Genomic DNA, 17,749 nt, shown 5'->3' with positions numbered 1-17,749 from the left:
CCCCTCAATGCGTCGGTCGTCTCGGGCGCTCGAAGAGCGCCGACGGTCACGCGTGGACTCCCGCTGGAAAGCGGTGCCATTGGAGCCATCATCTGCGCCCGGATCGCACCCCGTCAAGGGGATTTGAAGGGTTTTTTCAGATTTCCGGCTGATATGTCCGCTTCGCCCCGATCCGGGCCGCCAGGTCGACGGCCTCCGGAGCCTCCGGCAGGTTGGCCTCGGCGATCCTGCGGGCGATCTCGCCGGGCCGCACCGGCCGGCCGAAGTGCCAGCCCTGCGCCCAGTCGCAGCCCATCAGCCGGAGCCGCTCGGCGTCCGAACGGTTCTCCACACCCTCCGCGGTGACGGTCAGTCCGAGCGTGTGGGCCAGTGACACCAGGCCGCTGACGATCCGCCAGCCCAGGTGGGTGTCCTTGGCCGGGTCGTGCAGGTCGCCGACGAACGAGCCGGCGATCTTCAGCCCGGAGACCGGAAGGTCGCGCAGATAGGCGAGGTTGGACCAGCCGGTGCCGAAGTCGTCCACGGCCAGGGAGACACCCAGGTCGACCAGGCCGTGCAGCGACTTCAGCGCCTCGTCCTCGGGGCCGACCACGGTCGACTCCGTGATCTCCAACTGGAGCTTGGCCGGCTGCAGTCCGGTCGACCGCAGGATCCGGTCGAGGTCCCCGACCAGCCCGGAGTTGCGCGCCTGACGGACCGCCAGGTTGACGTTGAGCTGCGGCGCCCGGTCGCCGAACCGCTGGACCCAGTCGGCGGCCTGACTGCACGCCTGCTCCAGCACCCAGCGGCCGAGCGGCATGATCAGGCCGGTCTCCTCGGCCGTGCCGACGAACTCCTCCGGGCCGAGCACGCCCAGCTGCGGGTGGCGCCAGCGCACCAGCGCCTCGACGGCGGCGAGCGAGCCGTCCGCGAGGTTGACCAGCGGCTGGTAGTCGATGAAGAACTCACCGCGGTCGAGCGCGGACGGCATCCGCACGGACACCGCGTACCGGCTGACCGCGCGGGCGTTCTCCTTGGGGTCGAACAGCGTCCACCGGCCGCGGCCGGCCTCCTTCGCGCGGTACAGCGTCAGGTCGGCGGCGCGCACCGCCGCACCCGGCGTGGTGGTCGCCACCCGGCGCTCCAGCACACCGACGCTCGCGCCGACCGCCAGCTTGTGGTCGCCGACCATCACCGGCTTCGCCAGCGCGGCCAGCACCGTCTTCGCGGCGGCCACGGCCTCCTGCTCGCCGCGGCAGTTCTCCAGCAGCACCACGAACTCGTCGCCGCCGAGCCGGGCCACCAGGTGCCCGAGCGGGCTCAGGGCGGCCTCCAGCCGGCCGGCCACGGCGGTCAGCAGCTGGTCGCCCATGTCGTGGCCGAGGCTGTCGTTGACCACCTTGAAGCCGTCCAGGTCGACGTAGCACAGGCCGAACCTGGCGCCCGGCTCCGGCTCCTCGAAGAGCCGCTCCAGCCGCTCGAAGAAGGCGGCCCGGTTGGGCAGCCCGGTCAGCGGGTCGTGGGTGGCCTGGTGGCGCAGCCGCTCCTGGAGGCGGTACCGGTCGGTGATGTCCTCCAACATCGCCACCTGGTACTTCGGCACGCCGTCGTCGTCGCGGATCAGCGAGACGGTCAGGTGCGTCCAGACCACCTCGCCGTCCTTGCGGTAGTACGGCTTGTCGAACTGGAGGTACTCCCGGGTGCCGCTGATCAGGTCGCCGTACGCCTCCCAGACGCCCGGGGTGTCCTCCGGGTGGACGAGGTCGCCGACCCGGCGGCCGGCCATCTCCTCCGGGCCGGCCCCGAAGATCTCGCCGAGGGCCCGGTTGACGGCCAGGATGTTGCCCTCGACATCACCGATGCCGATGCCGATCGCGGCACTCTCGAACAGCGCGCGGAAGCGGGCCTCGGACTCGCGCAGGGCCCGCTCGACCTCGTGCCGGGCGGTGTCCGCGGCCAGCCGGATGGCCTCCTGCTCGCGCAGGGTGCGCTCGCGCAGCGCGGCGGCCCAGCCCGCCGCGAAGGCGCCGGCCAGCTGCGCGCCACTGCCCTGGGCGGGGTGGCGGTGCAGGATCTGGACGGCCCGGGCCAGCAGGTCCGGGTCGGTGAAGTGGGCGTCGACCAGCAGCGCACCGGCCCGCTGGGCCGGCCGCGGGTCGAACGGTCGCTGCTGCCGGGAGCGTTCGAGCAGGTCGGTGCACTGCTCCACCAGCCCGTCGAGCACCCGGGGGTGGACGGCTCCGCCGTGGCCGCGCCCGAGCAGGGCCGCCCACTCCTCCCGCAGGTCCGCCGCGCCGCCGGCCGCCGGCCCGTCGCTCACGGGAGGCGCCCGACGCCGGCCACGCCGGTCATCCGCTCCGGGTGCGGGCCGACCGCCGCGGGGTCGTCCGGCCGCCATTCGGGCAGGTAAACGACGCCCGGGGCGACCAGCTCGAAGCCGTCGAAGAGGCTCTCGATGACCGCCATGCTGCGCATGGTGAGCGGCGTCGGGGTCCGGCGGTAGATGTCCTGGTGGGCGCCGGCCTGGTCGGGGCGGCCCTCCAGCGAGGCGTGCGAGAGCGCCAGGTGGCTGCCGGGCGGCAGGGCGTCGCGCAGCGCGGCCACGATCTTGTGGGGGTCGTCGGCGTCCTGCACGAAGTGCAACACGGCGACCAGCAGCACACCGACCGGCTGCCCCTCGGCGAGCAGCGCCTCGACCTCGGGGCGGGAGAGCAGGTCGTCGACGGACCGCACGTCGGCCTCGATCGTGAGGGCCGCCGGGTCGTCGTGGAGCAGTAGCCGGCTGTGGGCCACCGCGACCGGGTCGTTGTCGACGTAGACGACCCGGGACTCCGGGTGGATCGCCCGGGCGATCTCGTGCACCGGCCCGAAGGTGGGGATGCCGGAGCCGATGTCGAGGAAGCGGGTGACCCCGGCCTCACCGAGGAACTGGACCGCACGGCGGAGGAAGGCCCGGTTGGCCCGCATGATCTGCGGCAGCTCCGGCCAGAGCTCCACCGCCCGGCGGGCCGTTCGGCGGTCGGCCTCGAAATTGTGCGAGCCGCCGAGGTAGTAGTCGTACATCCGGGCCGCGTTGGGCTTCTCGAGATCCGTTCCGGCGGGCACCCAGTTCGGTTGCCGTGTCACGGCACCCTCCGGCTCGGTAAAAGACAATAGCTCCCCCTGATTTTCCTATGATCTGATCTTCCTTGCAAGCGGAACCGGCGATCCCCGCTCCGCTGTCCGGGCGGCCGCCGCGCCGGGACCGCGCGGCAGGCGGAACCGCCGCCGAGCTGCGCAGAATGGTCGTGATGGCCGGACGAATCGAGGACTACGCCCTGATCGGGGACCTCCAGACCGCCGCCCTCGTCGGCAGGGACGGCTCGGTGGACTGGCTCTGCCTGCCCCGCTTCGACTCCCCGAGCTGCTTCGCGGGCCTGCTCGGTGACGGACGGTACGGGGCGTGGCGGATCGCACCCGTCGGCGCGGACACCTGCACGCGGCGTCAGTACCGCGGTGACAGCCTCGTCCTGGAGTCGATCTGGGCGACCGCCGACGGCACCGTCCGGGTCACCGACTTCATGCCGCACCGCGACCGGGTCCCGCAACTGCTGCGCATCGTCGAGGGCATCACCGGCACCGTGCGGATGCGCGGCGAACTGCGGCTGCGCTTCAACTACGGCCGGGTGGACCCCTGGGTGCGCCGCACCGAGCACCACCGGGTCGCCGTCGCCGGCCCGGACTCGGCCTGGCTGCGCGTGCCGCCCGGCATCCACACCTACGGCCAGGACGGCACCACCGCCTCCGACTTCACCGTCCGGGCCGGTGACCAGGTCCCGTTCCTGCTGACCTGGCAGCCCTCCCACCTGCAGTCCACGCCCCGGACGGACCCGGCCCTCGCCCTCACCCGCACGCTCGACACCTGGCAGTCGTGGGCCGCCGGATGCCGCTACCGGGGCGAGTGGCAGCAGGCCGTGCTGAGGTCCCTGATCACCCTCAAGGCGCTGGCCTACGAGCCCACCGGCGGGATCGTCGCCGCGCCCACCGCCTCGCTGCCCGAGTCGATCGGCGGCGTCCGCAACTGGGACTACCGCTTCTGCTGGCTGCGCGACTCCAGCATGACGCTCTCCGCCCTGCTGCGCGGCGGCTTCCGCGAGGAGGCCGCGGCCTGGCGCAAGTGGCTGCTGCGGGCGATCGCCGGCGACCCGGGCGACCTGCAGGCCGTGTACGGCGTCGCCGGGGAGCGCGGGCTGCCCGAGACCGAGGCCGACTGGCTCCCCGGCTACCGGAGTTCGGCCCCGGTGCGGTTCGGCAACGCGGCCGTCCGCCAGCTCCAGCTCGACGTCTACGGCGAGGTGGTGGACACCCTGCACCTGGCACTGGAGGCCGGAATCCCGATGGAGCGTCAGGTCTGGAGCCTGCTGCGGACCTTGATGGCCTTCCTGGAGCAGCACTGGTCGGAGCCGGACGAGGGGCTGTGGGAGGTGCGCGGCGGCCGGCGGCACTTCGTGCACTCCAAGGTGATGGCCTGGGTGGCCGCCGACCGCGCCCTGAAGATGGCCGAACTGACCGGCCTGCCCGCACCGGTGGACCGCTGGCGGGCTATGCGCGACGCCGTGCACGCCGATGTCTGCGAGCACGGCTACGACTCCCGCCGCGGGGTGTTCGTCCAGGACTACGGCGGTACGGCGCTCGACGCCGCGACGCTGTTCGTGGTGAAGAGCGGCTTCCTGCCGCCGGACGACCCGCGGGTGGTCCGCACGGTCGAGGCCGTGCAGAGCGGGCTCGACCACGGGGGCCTGATCCGCCGCTACTCCACCGACGCCGCCCCGGACGGCCTCCGCGGGCCCGAGGGCGCCTTCCTGGCCTGCTCGTTCTGGCTCGCGGACGCGCTCGGCGCGCTCGGCCGCAAGGACGAGGCCCGGACGCTGTTCACCCGGGTGCTCGCACTCGGCAACGACCTGGGGCTGCTGGCCGAGGAGTGGGATCCGCACGAGGGATGCCAACTCGGCAACATGCCGCAGGCGTTCAGCCATGTGGCGCTGGTCAATTCGGCGTACGAACTGGCCGGCTCCTGAGCCGGCCGCCACCGGAACGCCGGAGGGCGGCCGCCCCCACCGCCGTGGGGTCGGCCGCCCGGTCCCGCGGCCCGCACCGGTGGTGCGGGCCGCGGAGGTGTCGGCTGGTGCCGGGAATCAGCTCGCGGTGCAGGTGAGCGTCGGAACGGCGTTGGCGCCCGAGTTGCTCGCGCCGAAGCCGAAGCTGGTGTTGCCGCCGGCCGCGACCGCGCCGTTGTAGCCCGCGTTGGTGACGGTCACCGACTGGCCCGACTGGGCGAGGGTGCCGTTCCACAGGTTGGTGATCTGCTGGCTGCCGCCGAAGGTCCAGGTGACCTTCCAGCCGGAGATCGCGGTGGTGCCGGTGTTGGTGACGGTGACGTTGGCGTTGAAGCCCGCGCCCCAGTCGCTGGAGACCGTGTAGGTCGCGGTGCAGCCGGCGCCGGTGCCGCCGGAGGAGGCGGAGGTGGTGACGGAGAGCGCCGCCGAGGCCGCCGAGACGTTGCCCGCCGCGTCCTTCGCCTTGACGGTGTAGCTGTACGCCGTGGAGGCGGTCAGACCCGTGTCGGTGAAGCTCGTGGTGGTCGAGGAGCCCGCCAGGGTGGTGCCCCGGTAGATGTCGTAGCCGGTGACGCCGACGTTGTCGGTCGAGGCCGTCCAGGAGAGCGAGACGCTGGTCGCGGTCTTGGCCGAGGAGGCCAGGCCGGTCGGAGCGGTCGGCGCCGTGGTGTCGGTGGTGCCACCCGCGGAGGTGGTGACGGAGAGCGCCGCCGAGGCCGCCGAGACGTTGCCCGCCGCGTCCTTCGCCTTGACGGTGTAGCTGTACGCCGTGGAGGCGGTCAGACCCGTGTCGGTGAAGCTCGCGGTGGTCGAGGAGCCGACCAGGGTGGTGCCCCGGTAGATGTCGTAGCCGGTGACGCCGACGTTGTCGGTCGAGGCCGTCCAGGAGAGCGAGACGCTGGTCGCGGTCTTGGCCGAGGAGGCCAGGCCGGTCGGAGCGGTCGGCGCCGTGGTGTCGGTGGTGCCACCGCCGCCGTTGACCGGCGGGTAGGCGTTGGCCAGCAGCTGCTGGAACTGCGCGGAGAACCAGTCACCCGCGAGCGGCGAGTTCGCCAGCGCGCCGGTCAGGTTGTTGCCGTTGCGACCGTTGCCCGTGTAGGTCGGGTCGCACATCCGGTCGAAGCCCTTGCCCTGGTCGTTCGCGATGGCCTGGCTCGCGCCGTCCGACTCGCCCGGGGCTTGGCCCACACGTACGCGTCGATGCCGGTCGCGGGCGCGGCGGTGGGCCGCTCGCCGAGACCCGCACCGCTCTGGTTGCACCAGTTGCCGGCGTGGATGCGGCGGTCGATGCGGCCGCCGTTGACGTAGTCGTCCACGGAGGTCAGCGGGCCCGCGGCGGTCGGACGGGCGGTGCCGCCCCAGCCGTTGCGGGAGGTGTCGATCAGCATGCCGATGTTCGAGTTGAAGCCCTGGCCGATCAGGTTGGTGCGCAGCGCCTGGGCATAGCTCAGCTCGTCGACGTACTGGTTCCAGTCGACCCACTTGGACTGGCGCACGGTGGTGCCGTTGACCGAGTCGGTGACCTTGAAGTTCGGCTCCGTCAGGGCGCTGTAGTTCGCGGTGTTGACGATGAAGCCGGTGACGTCGTTCACGGTGGCGCCGCCGGTGGTGGCGGCCTTCTTGAACTCCTGGGCGGCGGGGGTCATGTTGCTGTCCCAGCCGAGCCAGCCGTGGTGCGCGGCGTCGATGTAGTTGTAGACGTTCGAGAGCGCACCGAGGGTGTGCAGCGCGTAGCCGACGCCTGCCTCGTAGTTGCCGTTCGCCTTCATGGTGGCGCAGGCGTCGGTGGATCCGGCGGTGCCGCCGGCGTTGGTCACCAGGTTCGGCAGCGAGTCGGGCTCGATGACGTTGACGATCCGCAGGTTGGCGTAGGCCGGGTCCGCGAGGATCGCCGCGATCGGGTCGATGTACTGCGTCTTGTACTTGTCGATCTCGGTGGCGCCGAGTTCGCCGTTGGAGGCGAGGGCGGCACAGTCGCGGCCGGGCAGGTCGTAGATGACCAGCTGGACGAGGTTCGCGCCCTGGGCGACGGCGGCGTCCAGGTGGGCCTTGAGGCCACGGGCCGCGGAGGAGCCGGAGATGGCGGCGATGCGGTCCAGCCAGACGAAGGTCGGCTGGTTGGAGACGGCCGAACCACCGGGCTCGGCGGCGGCCTTCGCCGACCAGTCCGGGTTCACGTAGACCTTGGCGCCGGTGTACGGGTTGTCCAGCTTGGTGGCGGCCGAGGCCGTCGAAGCGGCCGCGAGGGGCACGACGGCGGCGGCAACGACCGCGGATGCGGCCGCGGCCGTGCGCAGGCGCTTGAACAGGGGGATGGCACGGACGGGATCCTTTCGGGTGGGGGACGGACCCAGAAGTGCAGTGCAGTATGTGGGAGCGCTCCCACTTATTTGACACTCGACGATGCGTCGATGGTGCGGCTCTTGGGGGTGCTTGACGGATCGTCGGAGCGGCGGCGACCACGCCCCACGCTGCGGGGCAGTCCCTGAGCTCACGCATATCAAGCCATGAAGGCGGAGCCTCGTCAAGGACTCTGACAGACTTCAACTCCTGAATCCCACATGGTTCGTGGGAGCGCTCCCCTTTCAATCCTGACCGCTCGGCGAGCCTCCGCCCGGCGCGCCGCGCGGCCCTTCCTCCAAGCACCGAACGCGGCCGCACCGCCCTGACGAGCCGTCATCAGGCCCTTCGCTCCCGTAGCGTGGCCGGTGGGAGCGCACGTCGCAGCCGTCCGGAGGGAGCAGCCGTGCTGGAGCCGTTCGACCGCAGCGGGACGGGCAGCAGCAAGTGGGCCCGGGCGGGCGCCGGGCGGATCCCGCTCGGACTCGCCGACCTGGACCTGCCCGGCCCGCCCGCGATCGGCGCGGCCCTGGCCGCCCGGGCCTGCCACCCCGCGTACGGGTACACGGTGGCCGACCCGGACGGCCGGGCGCTGGTGGCGGACTGGTACCGCCGGCGGCACGGCGTCGCGGTGGATCCCGACTGGGTGCTGCTGCTGCCGTTCGGGCCCAGGACGGCGCTGCGGCTGCTGCTGACGGCGGCAGGCACGGCGGGCCCGGGACGGCCGGTGGTGACGGCGGACCCGGAGTGGGGCGGCTTCGCCGGGCTGTGCGCGGCGGCCGGGCTGCCGCTGCGCCGGGTGCCGCTGGAGCCGTCCGGCGGGGGCTACCGGCTGCCGGTGGCGGCGTTCGCCGCCCTGCGGCCGGGCGCCCTGCTGCTGAGCAGCCCGCACAACCCCTCCGGGCGGCTCTGGACGGCCCCGGAGGTCCGGGCGCTGGCCGGCATCGCGGCCGCCGAGGGCGGGCTGCTGGTCTCGGACGAGGTGCACGCCGACCTCGTGCACCCCGACCACGGGCTGCGGCACCCGGTGGCGGTGGCGGTGGCCGGGGAGGCCGCGCTGCACACCGTGACCCTGGGCTCGGTCGGCAAGACCTTCAACACCTCCGGGATCCCGAGCTGCTGGGCCCTGGTGCCGGACGCGGCGCTGCGCGGGCGGCTGCTGGAGGTGATGGCCGGGTACGGCCTGTGGGAGGGCGGGCTGCTGGAGCAGGTGGTGCAGCGGGCGGCGCTGGGCGAGGGCGAGGAGTGGCTGGAGGGGCTGCTGCGGCACCTGGTGGCCGCCCGGGAGATGGCGCTGGCGGCGCTCGGGCCGGCCGTCGTGGTGCGTCCGCAGGCGTCGTACCTGCTGTGGCTGGACGCGGCGGCACTGGGTCTGCCACCCGAACGGGCGAGGGCCACGGCGATGACGGAGCGTGATGTCGAGCTGTCGGACGGGATCGACTTCGGACCGGGCGGCCGCGGTGGCCTGCGGCTGAACTACGGCTTGCCGCTCACCGTCCTGTCGACGGCACTCGCTCGATTGACGCGCACATGACATGCCTTGACCTGCGTGAAGCGGCGGCGATGTTTGACGCGTAGCAGACTGAGCAGGAAAGACCGGGCCGCAATCGCGAACCGAGGGATGGTGAGTCCGGTGATACCAGTCCACCTGCAGTGCACCGCCGATCTGCCGGTGCCGACACCGAGCGTGACACCGCTGACCGAGGCATCCGCCGAGACCCACCTGGCCGGCATCTGCTTCAAGATCGGGCCACCCGCCCTGGTGGGCGTCGAGGCCGAGTGGTTCGTCCACGACACCCGATGTCCGGAGGCACCGGTCGACCCGGCGCGCACGGCCGCCGCACTGGCGGCCCTCCCGGACCACCCCGACGGGCCGCGGTTCCCCGCCGGCTCCCGCTTCACCCGCGAACCGGGCGGCCAGGTCGAGCTCAGCTCCCGGCCCTCCCCTCCCCCGCCGACTGCGCCGAGGACCTCCGGCGCGACCAGGCCGCCCTGCGCACCGCACTCGCCGCCGAGGGGCTCCGGCTGACCGGCACCGGCACCGACCCGCTGCGGCGCGAACGCCGGATGCTCGCCGAACACCCCCGGTACCGGGCCATGGAGACCTTCTTCGACCGGTCCGGGCCCTGGGGCCGGATCATGATGACCGGCACCGCCTCCGTCCAGGTCAACGTGGACGCGGGCACCGAGCCCGCCGTGGCCGCCCGCTGGCACCTCCTCCACCGGCTCGGGCCGGTGCTGGTCGCCGCGTTCGCCAACTCCCCGCTGCTGGACGGCCGGCCGACCGGGTTCCGGTCCAGCCGCCAGGTGGTGTGGTCCCGGATGGACCCGAGCCGCACGCTCGCCCCGCCCGCCGACGGCGACCCCCGGGAGGCCTGGGCGCGGTACGTGCTGGACGCCGAGGTGCTCTGCGTCCGCCGCCCCGACCCGGTGCCCTGGACGGCGCCCGCCGGGCTGACCTTCCGCGACTGGCTGCGCGGCGCCGGTGAGCGCCCGGCCACCCTCGCGGACCTGGAGTACCACCGCACCACGCTGTTCCCGCCCGTCCGGCCCCGCGGCCACCTGGAGCTGCGGATGATCGACGCCCAGCCCGGCGACGGCTGGCTCGTGCCGCTCGCCCTGGTCACCGCGCTCCTGGACGACCCGGAGGCGGCCGACGCCGCGTCCGCCGCCGTGGAGCCGCTCGGCCGGGGCAAGCCGCCCGCCGCCCCGCGCAACAGCCTCTGGCGACGGGCCGCCACCCACGCCACCGCCGACCCCGAGCTGCGCCGGGCCGCCCTCGGCTGCTTCGCCGCCGCCGAACGGGCGCTGGCCCGCCGCCCGGGCACCGAACCGCTGCGACGCGCCCTGACCGACTACGCCGAGCGCTACCCCGCACGCGGCCGCTGCCCCGCCGACGACCAGCTGGACGCCGTACGGGCCGGCCGCCGCCCCGCCGTCGAGGAGGACGCACCGTGCTGAACGCCGACCGCACCGACCCGGCGCTGCTGCGCGAGCTGATCGCCGCCGAGCTGGAGTCCGCCCGCGCCCGCACCGCCGGCCTGACCGACTGCCTGGACGAGCCCGACCTGACGGCGCAGCACTCACCACTGATGTCCCCGCTGGTGTGGGACCTCGCGCACATCGGCAACCAGGAGGAGCTCTGGCTGCTGCGCAACGTCGGCGGCCGGGACCCGATGCACCCGGAGATCGACCCGCTGTACGACGCGTTCGAACACCCCCGGGCCGAGCGGCCGAGCCTGCCGCTGCTGCCGCCCGCCGAGGCCCGCCGCTACGCCCACGAGGTGCGCGGCCGGGTGCTCGACCTGCTGGAGGCCAGCCCGCTGGAGGGCGCGCCACTGCTGGACGCCGGCTTCGCCTTCGGCATGATCGCCCAGCACGAGCAGCAGCACGACGAGACCATGCTCGCCACCCACCAGCTGCGCGCGGGCGCAGCCGTCCTGGCCGCTCCCCCGCCCCCTGCGGCACCGGCCGATGCGACCGGCCTTCCGGCCGAAGTCCTGGTGCCGGCCGGGCCGTTCACCATGGGCACCGACACCGAGCCGTGGGCACTGGACAACGAGCGGCCGGCCCACCGGGTCGACCTGCCCGCCTACTGGCTGGACACCGCGCCCGTCACCAACGGCGCCTACCAGGCCTTCATCGCCGACGGCGGGTACGACGACCCGCGCTGGTGGACGCCGCAGGGCTGGGAGCACCGGACGAACGCCGGGCTCGGCGCCCCGCTGTTCTGGAGCCGCGACGGCGACCAGTGGCTGCGCCGGCGCTTCGGCGGCACCGAGCCGGTGCCCGCCGACGAACCGGTGCTGCACGTCAGCTGGTACGAGGCGGACGCCTACGCGCGCTGGGCCGGGCGGCGGCTGCCGACCGAGGCCGAGTGGGAGAAGGCCGCCCGCCACGATCCGGCGAGCGGCCGCTCCCGCCGCTTCCCGTGGGGCGACGCGGCGCCCGGCCCCGAGCACGCCAACCTCGGCCAGCGGCACCTGCAGCCGGCCCCGGCCAGCGGCTACCCCGCGGGTCAGGCGCCCTGCGGCGCCCGGCAGCTGATCGGCGACGTCTGGGAGTGGACGGCGAGCGACTTCCTGCCCTACCCCGGCTTCCGGGCCTGGCCGTACAAGGAGTACTCGGAGGTGTTCTTCGGGCCCGAGTACAAGGTGCTGCGGGGCGGCTCGTTCGCGGTGGCGCCGGTCGCCTGCCGGGGCACCTTCCGCAACTGGGACTACCCGGTCCGCCGGCAGATCTTCGCCGGCTTCCGCACCGCCCGCGACCAGGAGGGCGCCTGATGTGCCGCCATCTCGCCTACCTGGGCGAGCCGCTGGCCCCCGGCGCGGTGCTGGCCGAGCCGCCGTACGCGCTGGTGCACCAGTCCTGGGCGCCCCGCCGCCAACGGTACGGCACGGTCAACGCGGACGGCTTCGGCCTCGGCTGGTACGCCGACGGCGACGAGCGGCCGGCCCGCTACCGCAGGGCCGGGCCGGTCTGGGCCGACGAGGCCTTCGCCGACCTGGCCCGGGTGGTGCGCACCCGGGCCCTGCTGGCCGCCGTCCGCTCCGCCACCGCGGGCTGCGCCCCCGGCGAGGCGGCGGCCGCGCCCTTCACCGACGGACGCCGGCTGTTCAGCCACAACGGCGCACTGCCCGGCTGGCCCGCGGCGTACGGACCGCTGGCCGCCACGCTGCCCGCCGCCGAGCTGATGGCGCTGGAGGCGCGCAGCGACTCGGCCCTGCTCTGGGCGCTGGTGCAGGCCCGACTGCAGGCCGGCGCGGAGCTCGGCGAGGCGCTCGCCGACACCGTCCGGGAGGCCGCGAAGTACGGCCCGGCCCGGCTGAACCTGCTCCTGACCGACGGCTCCTCGATCGCCGCGACCGCGTGGGGCGACACGCTGTTCCACCGGTCCGGCCCGGGCGTCGTGGTCGCCTCCGAGCCGTACGACGACGCCCCCGGCTGGACCGAGGTCCCCGACCGGAGCCTGCTGCTCGCCACCCCGGCGGGCATCACCGTCCATCCCATCGACAGCCCCGACGCGTAAGGACGACACGCCGTGAGCACCTACGACCTGACCCGCCTGCTGCCCGCCGACCACTTCAGCCACGCGCTACGCCACGACGTGCGCAGCGGCCTGACGGCGAGTCCCAAGTGGCTGCCGCCGAAATGGTTCTACGACGCGCGGGGCAGCGAGCTGTTCGAGGAGATCACCCGGCTGCCCGAGTACTACCCGACCCGGGCCGAGCGGGAGATCCTGACCGCGCGGGCCGCCGAGATCGCCGTGCTGACCAAGGCCAGGACGCTGGTGGAGCTCGGGTCCGGGTCCTCCGAGAAGACCCGGCTGCTGCTGGACGCCCTGCGCGGCCTGGGCACGCTGGAGACGTACGTGCCGGTGGACGTCAGCGAGAGCGCGCTGGACGCGGCCGGGCACGCGCTGACCGCCGAGTACCCGGGGCTCGCGGTGCACGCCGTGCTGTCCGACTTCACCAAGGGGCTCGGGCTGCCGCCGCGCGGCGGGCCGCGCCTGGTGGCCTTCCTGGGCGGGACGCTCGGCAACTTCCTCCCCGAGGAGCGGGCCGCCTTCCTGCGCACCCTGCGGGGCGCGCTGGAGCCGGGCGACGCCCTGCTGCTGGGCACCGACCTGGTGAAGGACCCGGCGGTGCTGGTGGCCGCGTACGACGACGCGGCCGGCGTCACGGCGGAGTTCAACAAGAACGTGCTGAACGTGCTGGACCGCGAGCTGGACGCCGACTTCGACCCGGACGCCTTCGAGCACGTGGCGCTCTGGGACGCGGACCGGGAGTGGATCGAGATGCGGCTGCGGTCGCGGCGGGCGCAGACCGTGAAGATCCCGGCGCTGGACCTGCCGGTGCACTTCGACGCAGGCGAGGAGCTGCGGACGGAGGTGTCCGCGAAGTTCCGCCGCGAGCGGGTGGCCGACGAGCTGGCGGCGGCCGGCCTGCGGCTGACCGAGTGGTGGACGGACGGCTCCGGGCGCTTCGGGCTGTCCCTCGCCACGCCCGTCTGACCGGCCCCCGGGGGCCGCTCAATCCTTCGATCAATGAAGTCAGTGATCGACGTTTTGTCCCATCTATCGGATCCTGCGTACAAGTGATGAAGAGAAGCGGGTTACGATCTCGACGCCTCTCTCAGTGTTGAGTACCCAGGAGTCCGATCGTGAGCGTCACCCGAGAACCCGCAGCGGAGCGTGCCCAGGCCGCCCCCGACCGACTGGGGTTCGTGGTCTTCATCACGGCCGCGGCCGCCCTCGGCGGCTTTCTGTTCGGCTACGACAGCTCGGTGATCAACGGCGCCGTCTCCGGCATCCAGGACCGGTTCGGGATCGGGGACGGCGCCACCGGGCTGATCGTCTCCTCCGCGCTGCTCGGCTCCGCGGTCGGCGCGGCGCTCGCCGGCCGGTTCGCCGACCGGTACGGCCGCATTCGGGTCATGAAGGCGGCCGCCGTGCTGTTCGCGGTCAGTGCGGTCGGCTCCATGCTGCCGTTCGCCGCCTGGGACCTCGCCTGCTGGCGGGTGCTCGGCGGCGCCGCGATCGGCATCGCCTCGGTGATCGCCCCCACCTACATCGCGGAGGTGGCACCGACCGGGTACCGCGGCCGGCTGGCCTCCTTCCAGCAGGCCGCGATCGTGCTCGGCATCGCGATCTCCCAGCTGGTGAACTGGCTGCTGGCGGACGCCGCCGGCGGTGACACCCGTGGCACGCTGCTCGGGCTGGAGGCCTGGCAGTGGATGCTCGGCATCTGCGTCGTCCCGGCGGTGGTCTACTTCGTGCTGGCGGCGGCGATCCCCGAGTCGCCGCGCTTCCTGATCTCGGCCGGCCGGCTGGACGAGGCCCGCAGGGTGCTGCGCGAGGTCGAAGGCGAGCAGGCCGACACCGAGGGCCGGATCGCCGAGATCCGGGGCCTGATCGCCTCGGACCACCGGCCGCGCTTCCGCGACCTGCTGGGCGGCCGGGCCGGCCTGCTGCCGATCGTCTGGGTCGGCATCGGGCTGTCGGTGTTCCAGCAGCTGGTCGGCATCAACGTGATCTTCTACTACTCGTCGATCCTCTGGCAGTCCGTCGGCATCGACCAGAGCAACTCGCTGCTGATCAGCTTCGTCGGCTCGGTGATCAACATCGCCGGCACCGTGGTCGCCGTCCTGCTGGTCGACCGGATCGGCCGCAAGCCGCTCGCCCTGATCGGCTCGGCCGGCATGGCGGTCAGCCTGGGCGCCGCCGCCTGGGCGTTCTCCTCGGCGACCGGCAGCGGCGACAACGTCACGCTGCCCGACCTCCAGGGCACGGTGGCACTGGTGGCCGCCAACCTCTTCGTGCTGTTCTTCGCGCTCTCCTGGGGCGTGGTGGTCTGGGTCATGCTCGGCGAGATGTTCCCCAACCGGATCCGGGCCGCCGCGCTGTCGGTGGCGGCATCCGCGCAGTGGGTGGCGAACTGGGCGATCACCGTGTCGTTCCCGGCGATGTCCCGCTGGAACCTGTCGGCGACCTACGCGGTCTACGCGGCGTTCGCCCTGCTGTCGATCCCCTTCGTGGCCCGCTTCATGAAGGAGACCAAGGGCGTCCGGCTGGAGGACATGGGCTGACCGCCCGAGCGGCAGCACAGGTCCACGAGGGCGCCCGCCGCACGGCGGGCGCCCTCGTGCGCGTCGGGCCACCCTAGCGCCGTTGGGCTCGGGCGTAGGGCCGATTCGCACACTCTGCGCGCCCGCCCGGACACATCCGGTACCCATGGATCCGGGAGGGATGTGTCCTTGATCTTCAGCCGCATTCGCACGCGCAGACCCGCCGCCACCGCCGGGGCCTGCCCCTACGCCCACCAGCACGCCGCACCGCCCGCGCCGCCCGCGCCGCCCGAGCCGACGGCCGGGTCGGTCGCGGGACTGGCGGTCGCCTTCGTCCGCCAGTACCACCGGGAGCACCCCGCGGCCGGCGACCCGGCGGACCGGGTCCGCCAGGTCCTCGCCGACCTCGAACGCACCGGCGGCTACCGGCACACCCCCGACGAGCTCGCCTTCGGCGCCCGGGTCGCCTGGCGCAACGCGGCGCGCTGCATCGGCCGGCTCTACTGGCAGAGCCTGGTGGTGCGCGACCTGCGGCACGTCGAGGATCCCGACGCCGTCGCCGAGGCCTGCTTCGACCACCTGCGGGCCGCCACCAACGGCGGCCGGATCCGGCCCACCATCACCGTCTTCGCCCCCGACCGGCCCGGCCGGCCGGCCGCGCGGATCCTCAACCAGCAGCTCGTCCGGTACGCCGGCTACCGCGAGGCCGACGGCGGCTGGACGGGCGACCCGGCCGGCGGCGACCTGGCCGCGCGGGCCCGGGCACTCGGCTGGAAGAGCGGCGGCGAGCGGTTCGACGTCCTGCCGCTGCTCGTCCAGACCGGGCCCGGCAGCGAACCCCGCTGGTACGAGGTGCCCGACGACGCCGCCCTCCAGGTGCCGCTGACCCACCCCGAGCACCGCTGGTTCGGCGCCCTCGGGCTGCGCTGGTACGCGGTGCCCGCGATCAGCGACATGACGCTGGAGATCGGCGGGATCCGCTACCCGGCGGCGCCGTTCAACGGCTGGTACATGGGCACCGAGATCGGCGCCCGCAACCTCGCCGACGCCGACCGCTACGCCATGCTCGCCGCCGTCGCCGACCGCCTCGGGCTCGACACCTCCAGCGACCGGACGCTCTGGCGCGACCGCGCCCTGGTCGAGCTCAACATCGCCGTCCTGCACTCCTTCCAGGCCGCCGGCGTGACCATCGCCGACCACCACACCGAGTCCGAGCGGTTCCTGCGGCACATCGCGCGCGAGCGCCGGCTCGGGCGGCCCACCCCCGCCGACTGGAGCTGGATCGTGCCGCCCGTCTCCGGCGGCCTGACACCCGTCTACCACCGCTACTACGACCCGGTGGACCCGGCCCAGCGGCCCGCCTTCCTGGCCCGGCCGCCCTGGTGACCCGCCGTCCGAAATCCGGTGGCGCATCGGCTGCGGCGCCATGACAATGCGCGGGTGGACGACAGCGCAGCACGTACGGTGACAGCAGTGGTGACCCTCGACGGCGAACGCCTGGGGCAGGTCGGGCCGTTCCCGGTGCCGACCGCCCGCTGGCAGGACGTGGCACCGGTCGCCCGGGAGCTGGAGCAGCGGCTCGAGGTGCCCGTGCTGGTGCTGCGGCTGGTCGGGGCGTCCGGCGGCGAGGGCTGCTCGGGCGGGCACGTCGTCTACCACGCCGAGGCAGTACAACGCCCTGAACTCCCCCTCGCGGACGGCACCGTCCAGCTCACCGAGGACCCGCTGCGCGCCGCCTGGGCGCGGGCCGACGGGCTGCGGGCCGCCCTGGACTGGGCCGGCGCCACGCTGCGGGTGGCCGGGCGCCCGGCCACCGGCCCGGTCGAGCAGCTGCGCACCTGGAACCTCTCCGGGCTGGTGCGCATCCCCACCGCGGACGGGCCGGTCTGGCTGAAGACCACGCCGCCGTTCGGGGCGGACGAGGCCGGGCCGATCGCCCTGATCGCCTCGGTGGACGGCGGGCTCGTCCCGACCGTGCTCGGTTCGGCACCGGGCCAGCTGCTGCTCGACCACGTCCCCGGCGTGGACTGCTGGGGGCTGCCGGACGACGCGATGCTGGGCGCGGTGGCCCGGACGGTAGCGGCCCAGGCCCGGCTGGCCGGCGTGACCGACCACGGCCTGCGCGACGGCTCGCCGCACCGGCTCGCCGAGCAGGTCGCGCTGCTGCTGCCGCGGATCGACGCGCTGACCGCGGACGAGCGCACCGCCGCGCAGCGCCTCCTCGACCGGCTGCCCGACCGGATCGCCGCACTGGAGGCCTGCGGGCTCCCGGAGACCCTGGTGCACGGCGACTTCCACCCGGGCAACTGGCGCGCGGACGGCGAGCGCACGGTGGTGGTGGACTTCTCCGACGCCCACCACGGCCATCCGGCCTTCGACGGCCTGCGACCGCGGGCCTTCCTCCGCCCCGAGCGCTGGGCGGACGTGCGCGCGGTGTGGGCCGGCGCCTGGTCGGCGGCGGTGCCGGGGTCGGACCCGCTGCGCGCGCTCGACCTCGCGCGGCCGCTGATGCACCTGGCGTACGCGGTGCGGTACCAGGAGTTCCTGGACGGCATCGAGCTCAGCGAGCGGGTCTACCACGAGGACGACCCGGCCGACGAAGTCCGCCGGGCGCTCGCGGCCGCCGCGCAGGACACCGCCGGGTAGGGCCGGTCCGACACCCTCCGCACGCGGCACGGCCGACCGTCCGGTCAGGAATCGAGAAGCACGGGCCCCGCGGCGCCGATAGCGTGGCGGCCATGGGCCTCACCGGCACCGGGCCGTCCCCG

12 protein-coding genes and 1 pseudogene are annotated in these 17,749 nt (G+C 74.0%); 10 read left to right on the top strand and 3 right to left on the bottom strand.

Annotated elements, in window-relative coordinates; all coding sequences use genetic code 11:
- Positions 1 to 136: 136 nt before the first annotated feature.
- Both ABEB13_RS31815 and ABEB13_RS31810 read right to left on the bottom strand, forming a co-directional pair.
- Entirely contained in the window at positions 137 to 2,299 is a 2,163-nt protein-coding gene (locus tag ABEB13_RS31815; RefSeq protein ID WP_345708237.1) for a putative bifunctional diguanylate cyclase/phosphodiesterase, read from the bottom strand.
- Positions 2,296 to 3,042 carry an SAM-dependent methyltransferase gene (locus tag ABEB13_RS31810; RefSeq protein ID WP_380230685.1) on the bottom strand — a complete coding sequence of 249 codons (747 nt, stop codon included), beginning with the start codon at positions 3,040 to 3,042 and terminating at the stop codon, positions 2,296 to 2,298. Before ABEB13_RS31810 ends, ABEB13_RS31815 begins: the two co-directional genes overlap by 4 nt.
- A gap of 227 nt (positions 3,043 to 3,269) precedes the next feature.
- On the opposite strand from ABEB13_RS31810, the gene ABEB13_RS31805 reads away from it, so the two are divergent.
- The gene (locus ABEB13_RS31805; protein WP_345708235.1) at positions 3,270 to 5,036 is read left to right on the top strand and encodes a glycoside hydrolase family 15 protein; all 1,767 of its coding nucleotides are present in this window, start codon (positions 3,270 to 3,272) and stop codon (positions 5,034 to 5,036) included.
- A 117-nt stretch (positions 5,037 to 5,153) separates the two neighbouring features.
- On the opposite strand, the pseudogene ABEB13_RS31800 reads toward ABEB13_RS31805, so the two are convergent.
- Positions 5,154 to 7,327: pseudogene (locus ABEB13_RS31800) on the bottom strand (glycoside hydrolase family 6 protein).
- A 494-nt stretch (positions 7,328 to 7,821) separates the two neighbouring features.
- On the opposite strand from ABEB13_RS31800, the gene ABEB13_RS31795 reads away from it, so the two are divergent.
- From ABEB13_RS31795 to ABEB13_RS31755, 9 genes are all read left to right on the top strand, one after another.
- Positions 7,822 to 8,949 carry an aminotransferase class I/II-fold pyridoxal phosphate-dependent enzyme gene (locus ABEB13_RS31795; protein WP_345708234.1) on the top strand — a complete coding sequence of 376 codons (1,128 nt, stop codon included), beginning with the start codon at positions 7,822 to 7,824 and terminating at the stop codon, positions 8,947 to 8,949.
- A 153-nt stretch (positions 8,950 to 9,102) separates the two neighbouring features.
- Positions 9,103 to 9,444, top strand: a complete 342-nt coding sequence (locus tag ABEB13_RS31790) for a hypothetical protein (protein WP_345710020.1) — start codon at positions 9,103 to 9,105, stop codon at positions 9,442 to 9,444.
- On the top strand, positions 9,408 to 10,376 hold the full coding sequence (locus ABEB13_RS31785) for a glutamate-cysteine ligase family protein (RefSeq protein ID WP_345709891.1): 969 nt from the start codon (positions 9,408 to 9,410) through the stop codon (positions 10,374 to 10,376). Before ABEB13_RS31790 ends, ABEB13_RS31785 begins: the two co-directional genes overlap by 37 nt.
- Positions 10,370 to 11,698 (top strand): ergothioneine biosynthesis protein EgtB, encoded by a 1,329-nt coding sequence (egtB, locus tag ABEB13_RS31780; protein WP_380230646.1) that lies wholly within the window; start codon positions 10,370 to 10,372, stop codon positions 11,696 to 11,698. Before ABEB13_RS31785 ends, egtB begins: the two co-directional genes overlap by 7 nt.
- Entirely contained in the window at positions 11,698 to 12,444 is a 747-nt protein-coding gene (gene egtC, locus ABEB13_RS31775; RefSeq protein WP_345708233.1) for an ergothioneine biosynthesis protein EgtC, read from the top strand. The genes egtB and egtC overlap by 1 nt, the downstream gene beginning before the upstream one ends.
- Positions 12,445 to 12,456: 12 nt before the next feature.
- Entirely contained in the window at positions 12,457 to 13,428 is a 972-nt protein-coding gene (gene egtD, locus ABEB13_RS31770) for an L-histidine N(alpha)-methyltransferase (protein WP_100887635.1), read from the top strand.
- A 146-nt stretch (positions 13,429 to 13,574) separates the two neighbouring features.
- Positions 13,575 to 15,002 (top strand): sugar porter family MFS transporter, encoded by a 1,428-nt coding sequence (locus ABEB13_RS31765; RefSeq protein WP_380230682.1) that lies wholly within the window; start codon positions 13,575 to 13,577, stop codon positions 15,000 to 15,002.
- A 168-nt stretch (positions 15,003 to 15,170) separates the two neighbouring features.
- Positions 15,171 to 16,367, top strand: coding sequence for a nitric oxide synthase oxygenase (locus tag ABEB13_RS31760; RefSeq protein ID WP_380230645.1), 1,197 nt, complete (start codon positions 15,171 to 15,173; stop codon positions 16,365 to 16,367).
- Positions 16,368 to 16,421: 54 nt separating this feature from the next.
- The gene (locus ABEB13_RS31755; RefSeq protein WP_345708231.1) at positions 16,422 to 17,627 is read left to right on the top strand and encodes a phosphotransferase; all 1,206 of its coding nucleotides are present in this window, start codon (positions 16,422 to 16,424) and stop codon (positions 17,625 to 17,627) included.
- Positions 17,628 to 17,749 lie beyond the last annotated feature (122 nt).

The organism is Kitasatospora paranensis, assembly GCF_039544005.1.
In the GTDB taxonomy this organism is placed as follows: Bacteria; Actinomycetota; Actinomycetes; order Streptomycetales; family Streptomycetaceae; genus Kitasatospora; species Kitasatospora paranensis.
The sequence above is the reverse complement of the archived record's forward strand: the minus strand, read 5'-3'. Positions and strand labels throughout refer to the sequence as shown.

What these genes read in the sequence shown, in the direction of transcription:
- egtC (WP_345708233.1), top strand. Translation starts at nt 11,698, where the DNA reads ATGTGCCGCCATCTCGCCTACCTGGGCGAGCCGCTGGCCCCCGGCGCG.
- ABEB13_RS31810 (WP_380230685.1), bottom strand. Translation starts at nt 3,042, where the DNA reads ATGTACGACTACTACCTCGGCGGCTCGCACAATTTCGAGGCCGACCGC.
- ABEB13_RS31805 (WP_345708235.1), top strand. Translation starts at nt 3,270, where the DNA reads ATGGCCGGACGAATCGAGGACTACGCCCTGATCGGGGACCTCCAGACC.